The organism is Corallococcus exiguus, assembly GCF_009909105.1.
GTDB lineage: Bacteria > Myxococcota > Myxococcia > Myxococcales > Myxococcaceae > Corallococcus > Corallococcus exiguus.
Genome location: NZ_JAAAPK010000004.1, coordinates 253,182 through 268,759 on the forward strand (window position 1 = coordinate 253,182; position 15,578 = coordinate 268,759).

Genomic DNA, 15,578 nt, shown 5'->3' on the forward strand with positions numbered 1-15,578 from the left:
GCGGGCCCGAAGGTCGGGCCCGGGCGCCGCGGAAGGGATAGATTGCCCCCCATGCCTTCGCCCACCATCCGTCGCGCCGTCCAGCTCCTGCCCGCGTGTGCCACGACGGGCATCGGCAGCCTGCCGCACACCCAGGTGGAATTGGGTCTGCAGGCCGCGCTCGCCATGGACATCCCGTTCCTGCCGCAGCTACCGGTGGGCCATCCGTCCGAGCTGATGATCCCCGCCGCGCTGGAGGGCCTGCCGGGCCTGCGCTTCGACGAGGACGGCGTCTGCACGGTGGACGTGGACGGGTGGAACGCGGGGCGCGAGGCCTTCGAGAAGCGGCTGGAGGCGGCGCTCGCCTCCGGGAACCTGGAGTCCTTCGAGCCCACGGCGGACGCGTGCCGCGCTTGGAAGCCGTTCCTCTGGGAGGTGGAGCACCGCAAGCTGGCGTTCGCGAAGGCGCAGCTGGCCGGCCCCTTCACGGTGCGCTCCGTGGTGCGCACCGCGACGGGTGAGCCGGTGCTGGCGGTGCCGGGCCTGGACGCGGCGCTGTACCGGCTGGTGATGGTGCGCGCGCTGGCCATGGTGCGCGCCCTCAAGCGCACGGGCACCACGCCCCTGTTCTACCTGGACGAGCCCGGCCTCTACGCCTACGTGCGGATGAACCCGCAGCACCTGTTGGCGCAGCAGGAGCTGCGGCTCTTGGTGGTGGCGTTGCAGCGCGAGGGCGCGCTCGTGGGCATCCACTGCTGCGGCAACACGGACTGGGGCGTGCTGCTGGACGCGCAGGCGGACCTGGTGTCGCTGGACGTGCGGCTGTCTCTGGACGCGATGCTGGAGGAGACGGACGCGCTGAAGCGCTTCCTGGACTCCGGCGCCACGCTGAGCCTGGGCGTCATCCCCACGGACCTGGCGTCCACGTATTCGGTGGAGGAGCTGTCGGACTCGGTGGAGGCGTCGTTGAAGGCGGCGCTGCCCAACGACATCGGCTTCGCGCGCGCGCTGTCCACGGTGCTGCTGACGCCCGCATGCGGGCTGGCGATGCGCTCGGTGATGGACGCCGAGCGCATCCTGGAAGAGCTGAAGCAGGCCCAGCGCCGGCTGAAGCGGGCGCTGGAGTCCGAGCGCCCGTCCCTCCAGGGGATGCCGCCCGCGCACTGACTCGCGGGCGGCCCTGGCGGCTGACTACTGCCGGCCGAGCCGCAGCTCGCGTTCAGCCTGGTGCCAGTCGTGTTCGGGGTTGCCGTGCGTGCCGCCCCGGGCCTGGAAGATTTCGTAGGCACGGCGGGCAATCTGCTCCTGCGTGAGCGCGGCGGTCTTGCTCGTGGGCGCGCTCGCCGTGGCCACCGGCTTCTTGTCCTCGGTCCGCTCCGGCGCGGCCTTGGGGGCCGGGTTCGGTTGCGACTTCTGCGCGTTCTGACGGGCCATGGGGCTTCCTCCTGGAAAAGGCGGCCTGAAGCTTCGGACGCGCTCCAGCATCACGGAAGAGACCCAAGTCGTGTGGGGTTGCCGGAGCGACACCTCAGGTCGCGAAGTGTTGAGGGACCAACGGGCCATTCCGCGCGGAAAATCCATCAGCGGAATAGGCCCGGACGTGCGGTCCTGGAGCTGAAGCCCACCAGGCGCTTCAGCGCCCGGCCGCCTTCCGGACAGTGCGGCCCGCCGCCTTCTTCTTCGCGGGCTCGGCGGGTGCCGCATCGCCGCCCATCACTCCGTGCCCCAACGCCGCGTCGAGCGCGCGCTGCATCGCGGTGCTCATGCCCAGCGCCTCCGCCTCCCGCGGCGTGCACCAGCGCAGCTCCTGGAACGCGGAGGACTTCGTGGGGCGCTTGTCGCCCGTCACGCGCAACAGCCGCAGCGTGAGGTCGCGGTGGGTGAGCTGCCGGCGCACGCTGTCCAACGTGCCCTCCAGCGTGAGCGGCGCGCCCAGTGCTGTCGCCAGCCGCTCCGTCGCCTCTGCTTCGGACGTGTTCTCCTCCACCTCCACGGCGGGCAGCTCCCACAGGCCGCCGAAGAGGCCCTTGTCCGCGCGACGCGCGAAGAGGAGCGTGCCCGCGTGCGGCCACACGGCCAGCGCCAGGAACAGCTTGCGAGGCGCGGCGCGCACCTTGGCCGGAGGCAGTTCGTCCACGCGGCCCTTCTTGAACGCGATGCACCCGTCGCGCACGGGGCACAGCAGGCACAGCGGCGACTCCGGCCGGCACACCGTGGCGCCGTGCTCCATCAGCGCCTGGTTGAAGTCTCCGGGCCGCTCACCCTTCACCAGCGCGGAGGCCAGCGCCCAGAGCGTGGCCTCGCGGTCGCGGTCTCCGGGCAGGCCTTCCACCTCGAAGAGGCGCGACAGCACTCGGGCCACGTTGCCGTCCACGATGGGCGCCTCCTCGCCAAAGGCGATGGAGGCCACGGCCCCGGAGGTGTAGCGGCCGAAGCCGGGCAGGGAGAGCAGCTCCTCCGCCTTGGACGGGAGCTTCCCGCCGAAGCGCTCCACCACCTCCTGAGCGGCCCGGTGCAGGTTGCGCGCGCGCGAGTAGTAGCCCAGCCCCTTCCACCCGGAGAGCACGTCGTCCAGGGGCGCGGAGGCCAGGGCCTTCACCGTGGGAAAGCGCGCGAGGAAACGCTCCCAGTACGGGATGACCGTGGACACCTGCGTCTGCTGGAGCATGACCTCGCTGAGCCAGATGGCGTACGGGTCGCGCGTGCGGCGCCAGGGCAGGTCGCGCTTGTTCCGGTCGTACCAGGAGAGCAGCGGGCCGTGGAGGGCGGCGTGGCGTTCAGGGGAGACGGGGGCGGGGAGTGCCCCGGTGTCGGTGCGCTTGCGTGGGCTCATGTGATTCTTCGCGGGGGCGGCGCGGCACCATACCCGTACGGTCGGGTGCACCCGTCGTTTTTACCGACGGCATGGGGCGGTTGTCCGGCCGCCCGTCCCTCTTCTGGCGGGGCGGGCGATCGTCTATAGGATGCCCGCGTCCATGGCCCGCCCTCCCATCACCAACGACTTCTCCTGGTCCAAGAGCCGCCACGAGAAGTTCTCCGAGTGTCTCCGGGCCTACTACCTCTACTACTACCGCTCCTGGGGCGGCTGGGAGGCGGAGGCGGCCAAGGACGTGCGCGAGCTCTACGTCCTCAAGAAGCTGCACAACCGCTACACCTGGGCGGGCAGCATCGTGCACGAGGCCCTCAAGGACGTGCTGCTGGACTGGCGCGCCGGCCGTGACGTGGACCCCGCGAAGGTGGAGGCGCGCACGCACAAGCTGATGCAGGACGACTTCCGGCACTCGCGCTCCAAGGCCTACTGGACGACGAAGTACCGCAAGCCCTTCACCGGCCTTTCAGAGCACGAGTACGGGGAGGACATCCCTAACGAGTCCTGGAAGCAGAACTTCGAAACGGTGCGCTCCGCGCTCGCGTGGTTCTTCCAGTCGCGCTGGCCCACGGTGGCCAAGGGGCTCAAGCCCGCGCAGTGGCTGGAGGTGGACGCGGGCTTCGACTTCGCCCACTTCGTCATGGACGGGGTGAAGACCTTCGCCATCCCGGACTTCGCCTACGTGGACGCCGAAGGCTCCGTCGTCGTGGTGGACTGGAAGACGGGCCGCTCGCGCGAGGGCTACGACGAGCAGGTGCTGGGCTACGCGCTCTACATCGCGCAGCGCTACCGCTACCCGCTGGAGAAGGTGCGCGCGTCGCTCGTGTACCTCAACGAGGGACTGGAGCACGACGTGACGGTGGATCCGTCCGCCATGGACTCCTTCCGCCAGCACTTCGCCCGGAGCGTGGACGGGATGCGCGGTCTGCTCAAGGACGTCGCCACCAACACGCCGAAGGACTCAGAGGCCTTCCCTCAGACGGGGAACCTGGACGCCTGCGCCCGCTGCGTCTTCCGCCGTCCGTGCGGCCGAGAGCCCGCGGTGGCGCAGGCCCGGCCCCGGGTCGCCTGAAACGCGCTACCGCGTGGAAGCGAGCCGGCGCACCACCACGCCCGCGGCGTTCATGCCGAAGGCGGAGGTGACGAACGCCACGCTGCCGTCAATCTGCGTGCGGTGGTCGCAGGTGTGGAACTCGTTGTCCTGCGGGCAGACGCACAGGAAGCCGTCGGTCGCGTCGTCGTAGTTGAGCGGCACCGGCTGCCGGCGCGTCTCGATGGAGTACACGGCGGTGATGCCCGTGTGGCGCTCCGTCTCCACGCCGTACTTGCGCTTGAGCAGCTTGCGGATGTCCTTGGCGAACGGGTCCATGTGCGTCTCGCTCAGGTCCTCCACGCGGATGGCCGTGGGGTCCAGGCGTCCCGCCGCGCCCATGGAGCTGACCACCGGCAGGCCCAGCGTCACGCACCGGTGCAGCAGGTGCAGCTTCGCCTTCACGTTGTCGATGGCGTCCACCACGAAGTCGTAGCGGCCCGCGGGCAGCAGCGTCTCCGCCAGCTCCTCGCGGTAGAACTCGCGCAGGGCCTCCACCTTCGCCTGCGGGTTGATGTCCTGGCAGCGCTGGGCCATCAACTCCGCCTTCGACTTGCCCACCGACTTCACCGTCGCGTGCAGCTGGCGGTTGGTGTTGGTGACGCACACGTCGTCGTGGTCCACCAGCGTGAGGCGGCCCACGCCGCTGCGCACCAGGCCCTCCGCGGTGAAGCTGCCCACGCCGCCCAGGCCGAACACCACCACGTGCGCGTTGGCCAGCCGCTCCATGGCGTTGTCGCCCAACAGGCGCGCCGTGCGGTCGAAGCGGCGCGACAGCTTGAAGGGCTTCGCCAGCGACGCTTCCGGCGCGACGGCGTTCGAAGCGGCCGGGGAGGCGGGGGGAGCCTCGGTCTCGGCGGTGGGGGCGGGGGCGGGCTGCGGGTTCATGAAGGGCTCCTCTATCACGCGACGCTCGCCTACCGCGAAGGGGAGGGGAAAGCTTCCCGGAACAGGCGCCGGGCATTCTCGGTCGTCCGCTGGGCGAGCGCATCCACCGGCTCTCCCAGCACGTGCGCCATGCCCGCGAGGATGTGGGGCAGGTAGCCGGGTTCGGACCGCTGCCCCCGGAAGGGCGTGGGCGCCTGGTCCGGCGAGTCCGTCTCCGCCACCAGCCGGTCCGCCGGAATCACGCGCAGGGCGTCCAGCGGCTTGCGCGCCTCCGCCCAGGTCACCGGGCCCGCGAAGGAGAAGTGACAGCCCTTCTGGATGTAGAAGCGCGCCAGCTCCGCGCCGCCACTGTAGCTGTGCATCAGGATGCCGGCCTCCGGCCACGGCTCCGCTTTCAGGAACTCCATCATCGCCGGGTGCAGCCGGTGGCAGTGCATCAGCACCGGCAGCCCATGCTTGCGCGCCAGGGCCATGTGTCCGCGCAGCATCGCCAGCTGCCGCTCCAGTGGGGCGCCGGGGAGGGACGGGCCATCCAGGCCGCACTCGCCCACCGCCACCGCGCCGCCTTGCGACAGCAGCGCGTCCAGCTGCTCCAGGTGCGCGCCGTCATCCTCCGCTGGCAGGTCCGGCAGGAACTGGGGATGGATGCCCAGCCCCACCTGGATGCGCGCGTCCCTTCGCGGCAGCGCGAGCAGTGGCTCCCACGTGTCCGGGCCCACCGCCGGAATGAGGATGCCGTGCAGGCCCGCGGCCCAGGCGCGCGCGACAACGCTGTCGCGGTCCGGGTCGAAGCGCGAGGCGTCCAGATGGCAGTGCGTGTCGATCATTGAGCACCCTTCTTCTCAATCCAGTTCAATCACCGACAGCCTCGGATGCCATGCCCTTCAAGGCCTGCCGGCACCCGTGAACGCGAAGCTAAGACGCGCCCCCTGACTTTGGAGCATCGCGACCTGGGAGGCGTGGAAATGATCAAGCGAGTGGTGTTGGGGGCGTTGTTCGGGGCGCTGACGGTGCTGGGGACGGGCTGTGGCGACGAGTGCGTCGATCAGTTCGACTGCCGTGACAAGGGCGCCGCGCCAGCGGGCCAGGAATGGATCTGCAACGCGGACAACAAGTGCGAGCTGCAGAAACTCGTGTTCCCGCCGGAAGAGGACGCGGGCACGGAGGTTGATGCCGGCACGGAGGTCGACGCGGGCACGGAGGTTGATGCCGGCACGGAGGTCGACGCGGGCACCGAGGACGCCGGGACGGAAGTCGACGCCGGCACCGACGCGGGGATGAACGTGGCCAAGGGCGGCGCGTGCACCGCGTCCGCGGAGTGCATGGCGGGCCTGCGCTGCGAGGCCGCCACCTGCCAGTCGCTCCTCATCGCCGTGACGGGCAACGACGGCGGCACGCGCGCGCTGGTGACGGAATACGACGTGCCGGGGATGACGTCGCTCAGCGCCGACGGTGTCGCCAGCGCCTACCCGCGCTTCGGCCCGGACGGCGCCCAGGTGGCCTTCGTGCAGGGCGACGTCACCGCCGCCGCGGGTGAGCTCGCGGTGCGCCCGGTGCCGCTCACGGCCGCCGCGCCCACCGTGCTGACCACGGGCACGGCCTCCAGCAGCACGCGCATCCGCTACATGGAGTGGGAGCCGGGCAACCTCATCACCTGGGTGCGCGGCAGCACGGGCATCTCCACCATCGCGGCGACGGGCGGCTCGCCCACGCAGGCCACCGTCAACGGCACCTTCCCGGACCTGGCGCCCAACGGCACGGACTACGCCTACAGCGCCGCGGGCAACGGCATCTACGTCTCCACGGGCGGCGGCGTGCCGGCTCCGCTGGCGGGTTCGCCCACCTCGGGCGAGCAGCCGCACTACAACCGCACCACCTCGCAGCTGCTCTTCCTGGCCAACCCGGACAACCTCACGGTGACCTTCGGCACGGACACCACCCCGGTGCTGCGGCTGTACTCGCTGCCGGTGACGGGTGGCGGTACCCCGGCGCTGCTCGCGGACAGGACCTCCGATAGCGCGACGGGCGGCACCGTGGACTCGTACATCGCGAACCCGAACTGGGCGCCGGATGGCAGCTGGGTGGCGTACGTGCGCGCCTACTACCAGAACATCAATGGCGCGGCCACGCTGTGCGGCAACACCGGCGCGACGCTGTGCGGGACCACGCCGGGCAACGTCATCTTCCTGCAGCGCGTGAACACCACCACGGGCGCGGCGGACGGCGCCCCGGTGAAGCTCGCCGACAACGCCACGCTGCCGTCGTTCTCCCCGGACGGCCAGCTCGTGGCCTACGTCTTCGGCGGAGCGCTCTACGTGCAGCCCATCGACCCGGCCACCGGCCAGCCCACCGGCACCCTCATCCAGCACCCGAAGGACACGTACACGGTGCTGACCAACGAGGGTGACGACTACCGCCCGCGCTGGCAGCCCCGCTAGTCCCAGGCACCCAAAGCCCCGCACTCCGGGGTTTCCCGGCCCGTGTTCCCGGTTTTACGAGGGAGCACGGGCCGTCGTGTTTCAGGTGCGAAGCGCGCAGCACACCCGGCGCGAAGTGACGAACGCGGGCACTCCAGGGTCCGGATGAACCCCGAGCGGCTCCATTACCCAGTCCAACGGATCCAGGTTTCAGGACGAAAAGAAGGGGAGAAGGACTCCACCCGCGCTCACGCGAAACGCGGCACCTGGTGGAGAAAGGCTGACAGCCGTGTCGCGACAGCTCCGCGCCCGCGCGCTCCGTTTCAGCGGAGCACGGCCTGGGCTTCGCGGGGCCGGGACGCGGGCGCTTCAGCCTTCGACGACGATGCGGCGGCCCAGCGCGCGGGTCATCTGCGGGGAGGTGACGAGCTCCAGCACGCCGCTCATCTCTCCGCCCGCGGTGTCGAACGCCGCCGCGATGACCTCGCCGAGGGTGAGCTGGGCCTTCTGCGCCGCCACCCGCGCGCGCTTCGCCGTGCGACGCAGCGCGGGCATCACCCGCCGACCCTGCCGCCGCACCGTGCCACCCTTCGTCTTGCCTGCGGTCCGCTTCGCCATGGTTCCTCCCGCTACTGCCGATACGCGGGTGAGTACCTCGTCGGTCTGACACCATGCAGGCGAGGTGCCAGGGCTCAGCCTCCCCGTCAGGTTCCTGAATCCAGGGGTTTTCCTCGCGGGTAGCGGGTTTCCGAGGGGCGGACGGGCCTTCCTTTTTTCAGCCCTTCAGGGTCGTTCCTCGTTCTGTCGAGTTTTTCGTTCATCCAGCGCGGTGATTTCCACGCATCGTTCAATGGAGCGCACCGCCTGAGGCCGTGCGACGACAGGGCTGGGTCGGGTGTCACCCCCTGGCCACAGCCCCTGCGGGCAGGCGACCGCGGTGCGGTTGGGCCGCGGCGGGGATTCGCGGTAGAGGGCGGGCGCCCATGCGAGTCCAGGTCCTCTTCCACGACAACTGTTTCGACGGCGCGGCCAGCGCCGCGGTCTTCACCCGCTTCTACCGGGAGCGCGTGCGCGCCGACGCGACGTTCAGCTACCGGGGCCTCGCCCACAAGCCGGGGGCGGAGGGCATCGACCCGGCCGTCTTCACGGGCGACGAGAACGTCATCGTCGACTTCCGCTACAGCCAGGACGCGCGGCTCACCTGGTGGTTCGACCACCACGCCTCCGCCTTCCAGCAGCCCGGCGACGAGCCCCACTTCCAGCGCGACACCAGCGGCCGGAAGTTCCACGACCCGCATCGCAAGAGCTGCACGCTGTACCTGGCGGACGTGGCGCGCGAGCGCTTCGGCTGGGACTCGTCCCCGCTGAAGGACCTGCTGCACTGGGCGGAGATCATCGACGGAGCGCAGTTCCCCAGCCCCCAGATGGCGGTGGCGCTGGAGGAGCCCGCGCTGCGCATCATGACGGTGCTGGAGGCGACGAAGGACGACACGCTCATCCCGGAGGTCATCCGGCGCATGCAGACGGACTCGCTGGCGGACATCGCCCGGTCACCGCTCATCGCCGCCCCGCTGGAGCCGCTGCTCTTCAAGCACCAGCGCAACATCGACCTCGTGCGTGAGAAGGCCCGGTACGAGAACGGCGTCGTCTCCTTCGACCTGGTGGACGAGGGCGTGGACAGCCTCAACAAGTTCATCGCGTACGCGCTCTATCCGGACGCGCGCTACACGCTGTGGGTGGGGAAGGGCGCGTCGCGCGCCAAGGTCTCGCTGGGCTCCAACCCGTGGCGGCCGGAGACGCGCAAGCACGACCTGGCGGCCATCGCCGGCCGCTACGGCGGGGGCGGCCACCCTGTGGTGGCCGCGGCGAGCTTCAAGGCGGACCAGTCCGACAAGGCCCGCGCCGCGTACCAGGAGATTCTGGCGGAGCTGTCCGGCGCGCGCTGAGCGCCGGGGCTTAGGGGCGGGCGAAGAGGTCGAAGCCCGCCTGCCGGAGCAGCCGTACCACCGACAGCATGGGCAGTCCCTGCACGTTGGTGCGGTCGCCCTCCAGCTTCTGGAGCAGCGCCTGCCCCCGGCCCTCTACGCGGTAGCTGCCCGCGCAGCCCTCCCACTCGCCGGTGTCCAGGTAGCGCTCCAGCTCCTCCGGCGGGACGGCGAAGAACGTGAGGCGCGCGTCCTCCAGGGTCTCCGAGTGGTGACCGCCCGGCCCCAGCAGGCACACGGCGGTGTGGATGACATGGGTGTTCCCCAGCAGCCGCGTGAGCTGCGCGCGCGCCGCGTCCCGGTCCTGGGGCTTGCCCAGCACGTCGCGGCCCACCTCCACCAGCTGATCCGCCGCCAGCACCCAGGACTCCGGGTGGCGCTCCTGCACCGCGCGGGCCTTGCGCACGGCGAGCATCCGCACGGCCTCGTCGGCGGGCATGTCCTCGGGGACTTGCTCGTCCACGTTGGGGGCTTCGGTGCGGTAGGGCACGCCCAGCCCGTCCATCAGGACTCGTCGCGCGCTGGAGGTGGATGCCAGGATGAGGTCGCTCATGGGAGGCCGGAGGGTAATGCAGCCGGGGAGGGGATGGGACCCCTCAGGCGGGCAGGCACGTCCCCGCTTCCTGTGCATGGGGCGGATGCCATAGCCTCCCCGCCCATGTCGCGGCGCGGTCTGCTCGCTGTCTGTCTCCTCCTGCTCGCCTCCTGCAAACGGCCCCCTCCGGCGAACGCCGACGCGGGCACGGATGCGGGCACGGTCACCACGGCCGTGGAGGCTGACGCGGGCGCGCTCGCCGAGTCCTCCGTGGACGCGGGCCCCCTCGCCTCCGTGAAGCGCCCGGACGACGCGGTGGCGGAGGTGCACCCGCTGGCGGTGTGCGACGCGCGGGGCGGTGCGCCCCTGGACGCGGCCCGCGACTACTACGACTCCGGCCATTACGAGGACGCGCTCTCCTGCGCCGCGCAGGCCGCCGCGCAGGAGCCGGACCTCGCCGCCGCCCACGCGGAACGGGGCGCCGCGCTGGCCGCGCTCAACCGCGAGCCGGAGGCGCAGCTCGCCTACGCCCGAGCGTTGGCCATCGACCCGGGGGACGCGGACGCGCTCCTGGGCGCCGCGCACCTGTACGCGGTGCAACTGCCCTCCACTCGCGAGCGGGACGAACTTGGCGCCCTCTACGCCGAGCGAGGCCTGTCCCAGCCCTCCACGCCCCCGGAGCTGGTGCCGTCGCTGGCGCTGGTGGCCGCCATGGCCTTCAACGACCTGGGGCAGGCGGAACAGGCGCTGGACCGTGCGGCGATTGTCCTCGCCCGCGAGCCGGGCAACGCCGAGGCGAAGTACGAGAAGGCCCTGGCCCTCTTCGAGCTGTGCCGCTTCCGCGAGGCGAAGGCCGCCTTCGCGTCGCTCCTGAAGGACAAGGACCGCGCGGCGCACGCGCACCAGCACCTGGGCCTGCTCCTGGAGCGCGAGGGCCAGTGGGCCAAGGCGGACGACCACTTCCAGAAGGCCCGCGCCCTGGAGCCCGAAGACTTTCCCCCGCCGCCCCTGCCGTCGGCGGACGAGTTCAAGGCCCAGGTGAAGCGCGCGCTGGCGGCCCTGCCCGCGGACATGCGCCGGGACCTGGAGGGCGTTCCGGTGGCCACGGAGGAGATTCCCTCCGAGGACGACCTGCTCGCCAACCAGCCGCCCCTGTCGCCCACCATCCTGGGCCTGTTCCGGGGGCCCTCCCTCCAGGAACCGTGCGACGGCTCGGAGACGCCCTGCCGCTCGGTGGCCCTCTACCGGCGCAACCTGGCCCGCGCGGTGCGCACCCCCGAAGAGCTGCGCGAACAGATTCGCGTGACACTGCTGCATGAAATCGGGCATCTGCGCGGGGAAGACGACGAGGAACTGGCCGCACGCGGCCTGGAGTGAGCCCCGACATGCCTTCTCTTCCCACTGCCCGGGTCAGCCTCAAGGGCGCCAAGACACTGCGTCGCGGCACCCCCTGGGTGTACCGCACGGAGCTCACCGACGCCCCCGCCACCGACACCCCGGGCGCGGTGGTGGCCGTGGTGGACCCTCAGGGAAACCCCATCGGCCAGGCGCTCTACGCCCGCCGCTCCCCGCTCGCCCTGCGGCTGCTCACGCGCAAGGGGCCGAATGAAGAGAAGGTGGATGACGCCTTCTTCATCCGCCGCCTGGAGGCCGCGCTCGCCCGCCGCGCGGTGCTGCCGGGGCGGGACGGCCTGCGCCTGGTGCACGGCGAGGCGGACCTGCTCCCCGGCTTCTTCGTGGACCGCTACGGCCAGGGCCTCACGGTGCAGACCCTGTCGGAGGGCATGGACGCGCGCAAGGAGATGCTCGCGCGAGCGCTGGTGGAGAGGACCGGCGCAAGCCACGTCGTGTGCCGCGACGACGCCTCCGGCCGCGACTTCGAGAGCCTGCCCCGCGAGGTGCGCCTTCTGCACGGCGAGGGCGCCGCGCGCTTCACCTACCACGAGGGCGACAACCGCTTCGAAGTGGACCTGCTGGGCGACATGAAGACGGGCGCGTTCCTGGACCAGGTGGACAACCACCTGCGCGCGGGCGAGCTGGGCCGTGGCGAAGCGCTGGACTGCTTCAGCTACCACGGCGGCTTCGCGCTCGCGCTCGCGAAGCACTGCACGTCGGTGCTCGCGGTGGAGCAGGACGCGAAGGCCTCCGCGCGCATCCAGACGAACGCGGAGGCCAACGGCCGCGCCAACGTGAAGGTGGAGAACGGCAACGCGTTCGACGTGCTGCGCCGCTTCGACCAGGAGGGCCGCCGCTTCGACACCATCGTCCTGGACCCTCCCGGACTGGCCAAGCGCCGCGAGGGCCTGGCCACCGCGCTGCGCGCCTACCACGAGCTCAACCTGCGCGCCCTGCGCTGCCTCAAGCCGGACGGCTTGCTGGTGACGTGCTCGTGCTCGGGGAAGCTGGACCGGCAGGGCTTCGAGTCCATGGTCCTGGACGCCGCCGCGGACGCGAAGCGCCCGGTGCAGATCCTGGAGCGGCGGGGCGCCGGCCTGGACCACCCGGTGCTCGCGGGCCTCACGGAGACGGAGTACCTCAAGGCCCTCTACGTGCGCGCCCTGTAAGGCAGGGCGCGGCGGGGCAGGGGGCTGGAACCGCTACGGGATGCCCAGCTCCTTGCGCAGCCGGCCCACGACCTTGAAGTACTCGGTGCGGGAAAAGCCCACGTTGAGGATGTGGAAGTCCTTCTTGGACAGCCCCACGCAGCCGAAGCAGTAGTTGCAGTCCTGCAGGTTCTTGCTCAGCACCACGTACGCGCTGCTGGAGCAGTTCTCGCTCTGCACGCAGTAGGCGCACGCGTGGCAGTTCTTGCACTCCACGCAGTGCGAGCAGTTGGTGCACAGCTCGCACCGCGTGCAGTGCGTGCACTGGTGGCAGCTGTCGCAGTCCTTGCAGAACATGCAGTTGGCGCAGCGCTGGCAGCCCTCGCACGCGTAGGAGCCGGGGTTGCCCGGGTCCACCGCGTAGCTCTTGGACAGCTTCTGGAACTGGTCCATGAACTCGCGCTTGCCCAGGGACGACACGCCCAGGCGCGCCGCCTTCTCCTGCTCCAGCAGCTCCTGGGCCGTCTGGGTCCGCGACCCCTTGTCCTTCACCGCCACAAACGCTCCTTGGACTCTTGAGTCACTGCAGCTGGGCCAGTCCGGCCAGGTCGATGCCTCGCGCCACCCGCCGCACCTCCACGGTGCTGGGGAAGCCGCGGCTGGTGACGGCCACCACGAACCGCTCGCCTACCAGGAGGTTCGCCTCCGCGACGGCCTCGTCCGCGTCATAGCGCACGAAGCCCACGGCCTCCTTCCACTGGATGGGCGCCGTCGGGTCGCTCGCCGCGCGGCCCTTCGCCTTCTGCGCCGCCTCGCGGATGGCCTCCCCCAGCTTCAACCCCATGGTGGTGTCCACGATGCGCACCTTCACCTCGCGGCCTTCGCCCCGGGTGTAGGTGCGCTCCGCCTCCGACACGGACACCTCGCCGTACTTCCCCGTGGAGCCCGCGGTGGAACCCACCGTGAAGCCCTCCAGTGACTCCGGCAGGAACGGCGCCAGGTCCTTGAAGTACACGCACGGTGCGGCGGTCGTCACCACGTCGCGCGGGGTGGGAGATGTCGTGCGTTCGTCGTCACGGCATCCGCCGCCCACGCCGAGCGCGAGCGATGCGATGGCCAGCCGTAGGAAATAGTCGCGCACGAACGAATCAAAGGGTATCCCTGGCCCGCGCGCAATGGACCTTTCGAAGCTCAATCCTCCTCAGCGCGAGGCCGTGGTGACGCTCCAGGGCCCCCTGCTCGTCCTGGCGGGCGCGGGCAGTGGAAAGACGCGGGTCATCACCCACCGCATCGTCCACCTGCTCAACGAGCGGCCGAACCACATCATGGCCCGCAACATCCTCGCGGTGACCTTCACCAACAAGGCCGCCACGGAGATGAAGGAACGGCTCATCCACATGGCCGGGCCGCGCGCCCAGGGCGTGCTGGTGTGCACCTTCCACGCGTTCGGCGCGGAGGTGCTGCGCGAGGACATCCACCGGCTGGGCTGGCCGAAGAAGTTCGCCATCGCGGACATGGGCGACCAGCTCTCCATCATCCGCCGCGCCATGCGCGAGAAGCGCATCGACGACCGCGCCTTCGACGCGCGCAAGGTCCTCACCCTCATCTCCAAGGCGAAGAACTCCGGCGAGGCGCCCCAGCCCAAGCCGGAGGGCATGGGGGACGACTACGACCTCATCACCTCCATGGTCTTCGCGGACTACCAGCTCGCGCTCAAGGCGCAGGGCTCGGTGGACTTCGACGACCTGCTGGTGCTGCCCGCGCGCCTGTTGCGCGAGCACCCGGACCTGCACCGCAAGTACACGGCCCGCTTCCAGTACCTCCTGGTGGACGAGTTCCAGGACACGAACCACGCCCAGCTGGATCTGCTCAAGCTGCTCGCGGGCGAGGCGAGGAACGTGTGCGCGGTGGGGGATGACGACCAGTGCATCTACTCCTGGCGCGGCGCGGAGGTGCGCAACATCCTGGACTTCGAGCGGCACTTCCCGGGCGGCAAGGAGGTGCGGCTGGAGCAGAACTACCGCTCCTCCCAGCGCGTGCTGGACGCGGCCAACGCCGTCATCGCCAAGAACCCGGAGCGCAAGGACAAGCGCATGTGGACCGACCGCAAGGGCGGTCCGCTGGTGAAGGTGGTGGCGTGCCCCAATGATGAAGAGGAGGCCCGCTTCATCGCGCACGAAATCCAGAAGCACATCTCGCTGGGCGTCCCCGCGGACGACATCGCGGTGCTCTACCGCACCAACGGCCAGGCCCACCCGGTGGAGGAGATGCTGCGTGAGAAGAACATCGCCTACGAAGTGGTGGGCGGCAGCGAGTTCTTCGACCGCAGCGAGGTGAAGGACGTCATCGCGTACTTCAAGGTCCTGGCGAACAAGCTGGACGAAATCTCCCTCATGCGCATCGTCAACGTGCCCTCGCGAGGCATTGGCGACGTCACCATGGAGCGGCTGCACGCGCACTCGCGCGCGGAGGGCGTGACGCTCTGGACGGCGATGCGCCGCGCGGACACCTATGACGACCTGCCCTCGGGCGCGGGCGGCAAGGTGCTGGAGTTCGTGGAGATGGTGGAGCGCTACCGCGACGCCTTCACCCAGACGCCCCGCCTGTCGGAGGCCACGCACAAGCTGCTGGAGGAGATTGGCTTCCGCGAGGCCACCCGCGCCAAGGCCGTCTCCGGCACCGCCGCGGACAAGAAGCTCAAGGGCGTGGATGGGGTGCTCGCGTCCCTGGAGAAGTTCGAGAAGCGCGAGGGCCCCAAGGCCAGCCTCCTCACGTACCTGAACCGCCTCAGCCTGGACACGCGCCAGGAAGAGGAGGACGTCCCGGGGCAGAACAAGCGCGTGACGCTGATGTCCCTGCATGCCTCCAAGGGCCTGGAGTACCGGCTCGTCTTCTTCATCGGCATGGAGGAGGACCTGATGCCCCACGGCGGCATGCAGGGCGAGGCGCAGAACCTCGAGGAGGAGCGCCGCCTCTGCTACGTGGGCATCACCCGCGCCAAGGAGCTGCTCTACCTCACCCGCTCCACCGTGCGCGTGAAGCGCGGCAAGGAGGTCCCCCGAACGCCCTCGCGCTTCCTGGAGGACCTCCCCCCGGACGCCTTCGAGATCGTGGACATGGACGCGCCGCGTCAGGGGCCGCCGGACGAGAAGGAGAAGAACTTCTTCGCCAACCTGAAGGAGCGCTTCAAGAAGCCCGCCGCCGGGGGGCCGGGCCCGGGCACCCCTGGCCGGGCGCCCTGAGGGGTCCCCCGTACGCCCAACCTTGACTTG

At 70.6% G+C, this 15,578-nt stretch carries 15 protein-coding genes; 7 read left to right on the forward strand and 8 right to left on the reverse strand.

Features of this window, described 5'->3' with window-relative positions:
• The first annotated feature begins 51 nt into the window (after positions 1-51).
• On the forward strand, positions 52-1,146 hold the full coding sequence (locus GTZ93_RS17180) for a uroporphyrinogen decarboxylase/cobalamine-independent methonine synthase family protein (protein WP_121755166.1): 1,095 nt from the start codon (positions 52-54) through the stop codon (positions 1,144-1,146).
• A gap of 24 nt (positions 1,147-1,170) precedes the next feature.
• On the opposite strand, the gene GTZ93_RS17185 is transcribed toward GTZ93_RS17180, so the two are convergent.
• Together GTZ93_RS17185 and mutY are read right to left on the reverse strand one after the other, a co-directional pair.
• Complete coding sequence (locus tag GTZ93_RS17185; RefSeq protein WP_120598101.1) at positions 1,171-1,413, reverse strand: DUF2934 domain-containing protein; 243 nt, start codon at positions 1,411-1,413, stop codon at positions 1,171-1,173.
• A 199-nt stretch (positions 1,414-1,612) separates the two neighbouring features.
• Entirely contained in the window at positions 1,613-2,812 is a 1,200-nt protein-coding gene (gene mutY / locus GTZ93_RS17190) for an A/G-specific adenine glycosylase (protein ID WP_161662879.1), read from the reverse strand.
• 142 nt (positions 2,813-2,954) lie between these two features.
• On the opposite strand from mutY, the gene GTZ93_RS17195 reads away from it, so the two are divergent.
• Positions 2,955-3,920, forward strand: a complete 966-nt coding sequence (locus tag GTZ93_RS17195) for a PD-(D/E)XK nuclease family protein (RefSeq protein ID WP_390624881.1) — start codon at positions 2,955-2,957, stop codon at positions 3,918-3,920.
• A 6-nt stretch (positions 3,921-3,926) separates the two neighbouring features.
• Here the strand turns inward: GTZ93_RS17195 and GTZ93_RS17200 are convergent, their stop codons facing one another.
• Complete coding sequence (locus GTZ93_RS17200; RefSeq protein WP_161662880.1) at positions 3,927-4,826, reverse strand: tRNA threonylcarbamoyladenosine dehydratase; 900 nt, start codon at positions 4,824-4,826, stop codon at positions 3,927-3,929.
• 29 nt (positions 4,827-4,855) lie between these two features.
• A complete protein-coding gene (locus tag GTZ93_RS17205) occupies positions 4,856-5,653 on the reverse strand; it encodes a TatD family hydrolase (protein WP_139921188.1) in 798 nt (265 codons plus the stop codon).
• Between the two features lie 138 nt (positions 5,654-5,791).
• Here GTZ93_RS17205 and GTZ93_RS17210 point away from each other — a divergent pair, with 138 nt between their 5' ends.
• Positions 5,792-7,264: a TolB family protein gene (locus GTZ93_RS17210; protein ID WP_139921186.1), complete on the forward strand. Its 1,473-nt coding sequence runs from the start codon at positions 5,792-5,794 to the stop codon at positions 7,262-7,264.
• A 348-nt stretch (positions 7,265-7,612) separates the two neighbouring features.
• Here GTZ93_RS17210 and GTZ93_RS17215 read toward each other — a convergent pair whose 3' ends face one another.
• Positions 7,613-7,861 (reverse strand): hypothetical protein, encoded by a 249-nt coding sequence (locus tag GTZ93_RS17215; RefSeq protein WP_120577024.1) that lies wholly within the window; start codon positions 7,859-7,861, stop codon positions 7,613-7,615.
• Positions 7,862-8,226: 365 nt separating this feature from the next.
• On the opposite strand from GTZ93_RS17215, the gene GTZ93_RS17220 reads away from it, so the two are divergent.
• The gene (locus GTZ93_RS17220; RefSeq protein ID WP_139921184.1) at positions 8,227-9,189 is read left to right on the forward strand and encodes a DHH family phosphoesterase; all 963 of its coding nucleotides are present in this window, start codon (positions 8,227-8,229) and stop codon (positions 9,187-9,189) included.
• Between the two features lie 10 nt (positions 9,190-9,199).
• On the opposite strand, the gene GTZ93_RS17225 is transcribed toward GTZ93_RS17220, so the two are convergent.
• A complete protein-coding gene (locus tag GTZ93_RS17225; RefSeq protein ID WP_139921182.1) occupies positions 9,200-9,781 on the reverse strand; it encodes a Maf family protein in 582 nt (193 codons plus the stop codon).
• Between the two features lie 105 nt (positions 9,782-9,886).
• On the opposite strand from GTZ93_RS17225, the gene GTZ93_RS17230 reads away from it, so the two are divergent.
• Entirely contained in the window at positions 9,887-11,140 is a 1,254-nt protein-coding gene (locus GTZ93_RS17230) for a metallopeptidase family protein (protein WP_139921180.1), read from the forward strand.
• 8 nt (positions 11,141-11,148) lie between these two features.
• Complete coding sequence (locus GTZ93_RS17235) at positions 11,149-12,327, forward strand: class I SAM-dependent rRNA methyltransferase (RefSeq protein ID WP_120577028.1); 1,179 nt, start codon at positions 11,149-11,151, stop codon at positions 12,325-12,327.
• Positions 12,328-12,360: 33 nt separating this feature from the next.
• Here GTZ93_RS17235 and GTZ93_RS17240 read toward each other — a convergent pair whose 3' ends face one another.
• Together GTZ93_RS17240 and GTZ93_RS17245 are read right to left on the reverse strand one after the other, a co-directional pair.
• Entirely contained in the window at positions 12,361-12,858 is a 498-nt protein-coding gene (locus GTZ93_RS17240; RefSeq protein ID WP_120577036.1) for a caib/baif family protein, read from the reverse strand.
• A 28-nt stretch (positions 12,859-12,886) separates the two neighbouring features.
• Positions 12,887-13,447 carry a hypothetical protein gene (locus GTZ93_RS17245; RefSeq protein WP_233597000.1) on the reverse strand — a complete coding sequence of 187 codons (561 nt, stop codon included), beginning with the start codon at positions 13,445-13,447 and terminating at the stop codon, positions 12,887-12,889.
• 34 nt (positions 13,448-13,481) lie between these two features.
• Between GTZ93_RS17245 and GTZ93_RS17250 the strand changes: the two genes are divergently transcribed.
• On the forward strand, positions 13,482-15,548 hold the full coding sequence (locus GTZ93_RS17250; RefSeq protein ID WP_121754526.1) for an ATP-dependent helicase: 2,067 nt from the start codon (positions 13,482-13,484) through the stop codon (positions 15,546-15,548).
• The last annotated feature ends 30 nt before the right edge of the window (positions 15,549-15,578 follow it).

Excerpts from the sequence above, each read along its gene's own strand:
- GTZ93_RS17180 (WP_121755166.1), top strand. The coding sequence starts at position 52 with ATGCCTTCGCCCACCATCCGTCGCGCCGTCCAGCTCCTGCCCGCGTGT.
- GTZ93_RS17185 (WP_120598101.1), bottom strand. The coding sequence starts at position 1,413 with ATGGCCCGTCAGAACGCGCAGAAGTCGCAACCGAACCCGGCCCCCAAG.
- mutY (WP_161662879.1), bottom strand. The coding sequence starts at position 2,812 with ATGAGCCCACGCAAGCGCACCGACACCGGGGCACTCCCCGCCCCCGTC.
- GTZ93_RS17195 (WP_390624881.1), top strand. The coding sequence starts at position 2,955 with ATGGCCCGCCCTCCCATCACCAACGACTTCTCCTGGTCCAAGAGCCGC.
- GTZ93_RS17200 (WP_161662880.1), bottom strand. The coding sequence starts at position 4,826 with ATGAACCCGCAGCCCGCCCCCGCCCCCACCGCCGAGACCGAGGCTCCC.
- GTZ93_RS17205 (WP_139921188.1), bottom strand. The coding sequence starts at position 5,653 with ATGATCGACACGCACTGCCATCTGGACGCCTCGCGCTTCGACCCGGAC.
- GTZ93_RS17210 (WP_139921186.1), top strand. The coding sequence starts at position 5,792 with ATGATCAAGCGAGTGGTGTTGGGGGCGTTGTTCGGGGCGCTGACGGTG.
- GTZ93_RS17215 (WP_120577024.1), bottom strand. The coding sequence starts at position 7,861 with ATGGCGAAGCGGACCGCAGGCAAGACGAAGGGTGGCACGGTGCGGCGG.
- GTZ93_RS17220 (WP_139921184.1), top strand. The coding sequence starts at position 8,227 with ATGCGAGTCCAGGTCCTCTTCCACGACAACTGTTTCGACGGCGCGGCC.
- GTZ93_RS17225 (WP_139921182.1), bottom strand. The coding sequence starts at position 9,781 with ATGAGCGACCTCATCCTGGCATCCACCTCCAGCGCGCGACGAGTCCTG.
- GTZ93_RS17230 (WP_139921180.1), top strand. The coding sequence starts at position 9,887 with ATGTCGCGGCGCGGTCTGCTCGCTGTCTGTCTCCTCCTGCTCGCCTCC.
- GTZ93_RS17235 (WP_120577028.1), top strand. The coding sequence starts at position 11,149 with ATGCCTTCTCTTCCCACTGCCCGGGTCAGCCTCAAGGGCGCCAAGACA.
- GTZ93_RS17250 (WP_121754526.1), top strand. The coding sequence starts at position 13,482 with ATGGACCTTTCGAAGCTCAATCCTCCTCAGCGCGAGGCCGTGGTGACG.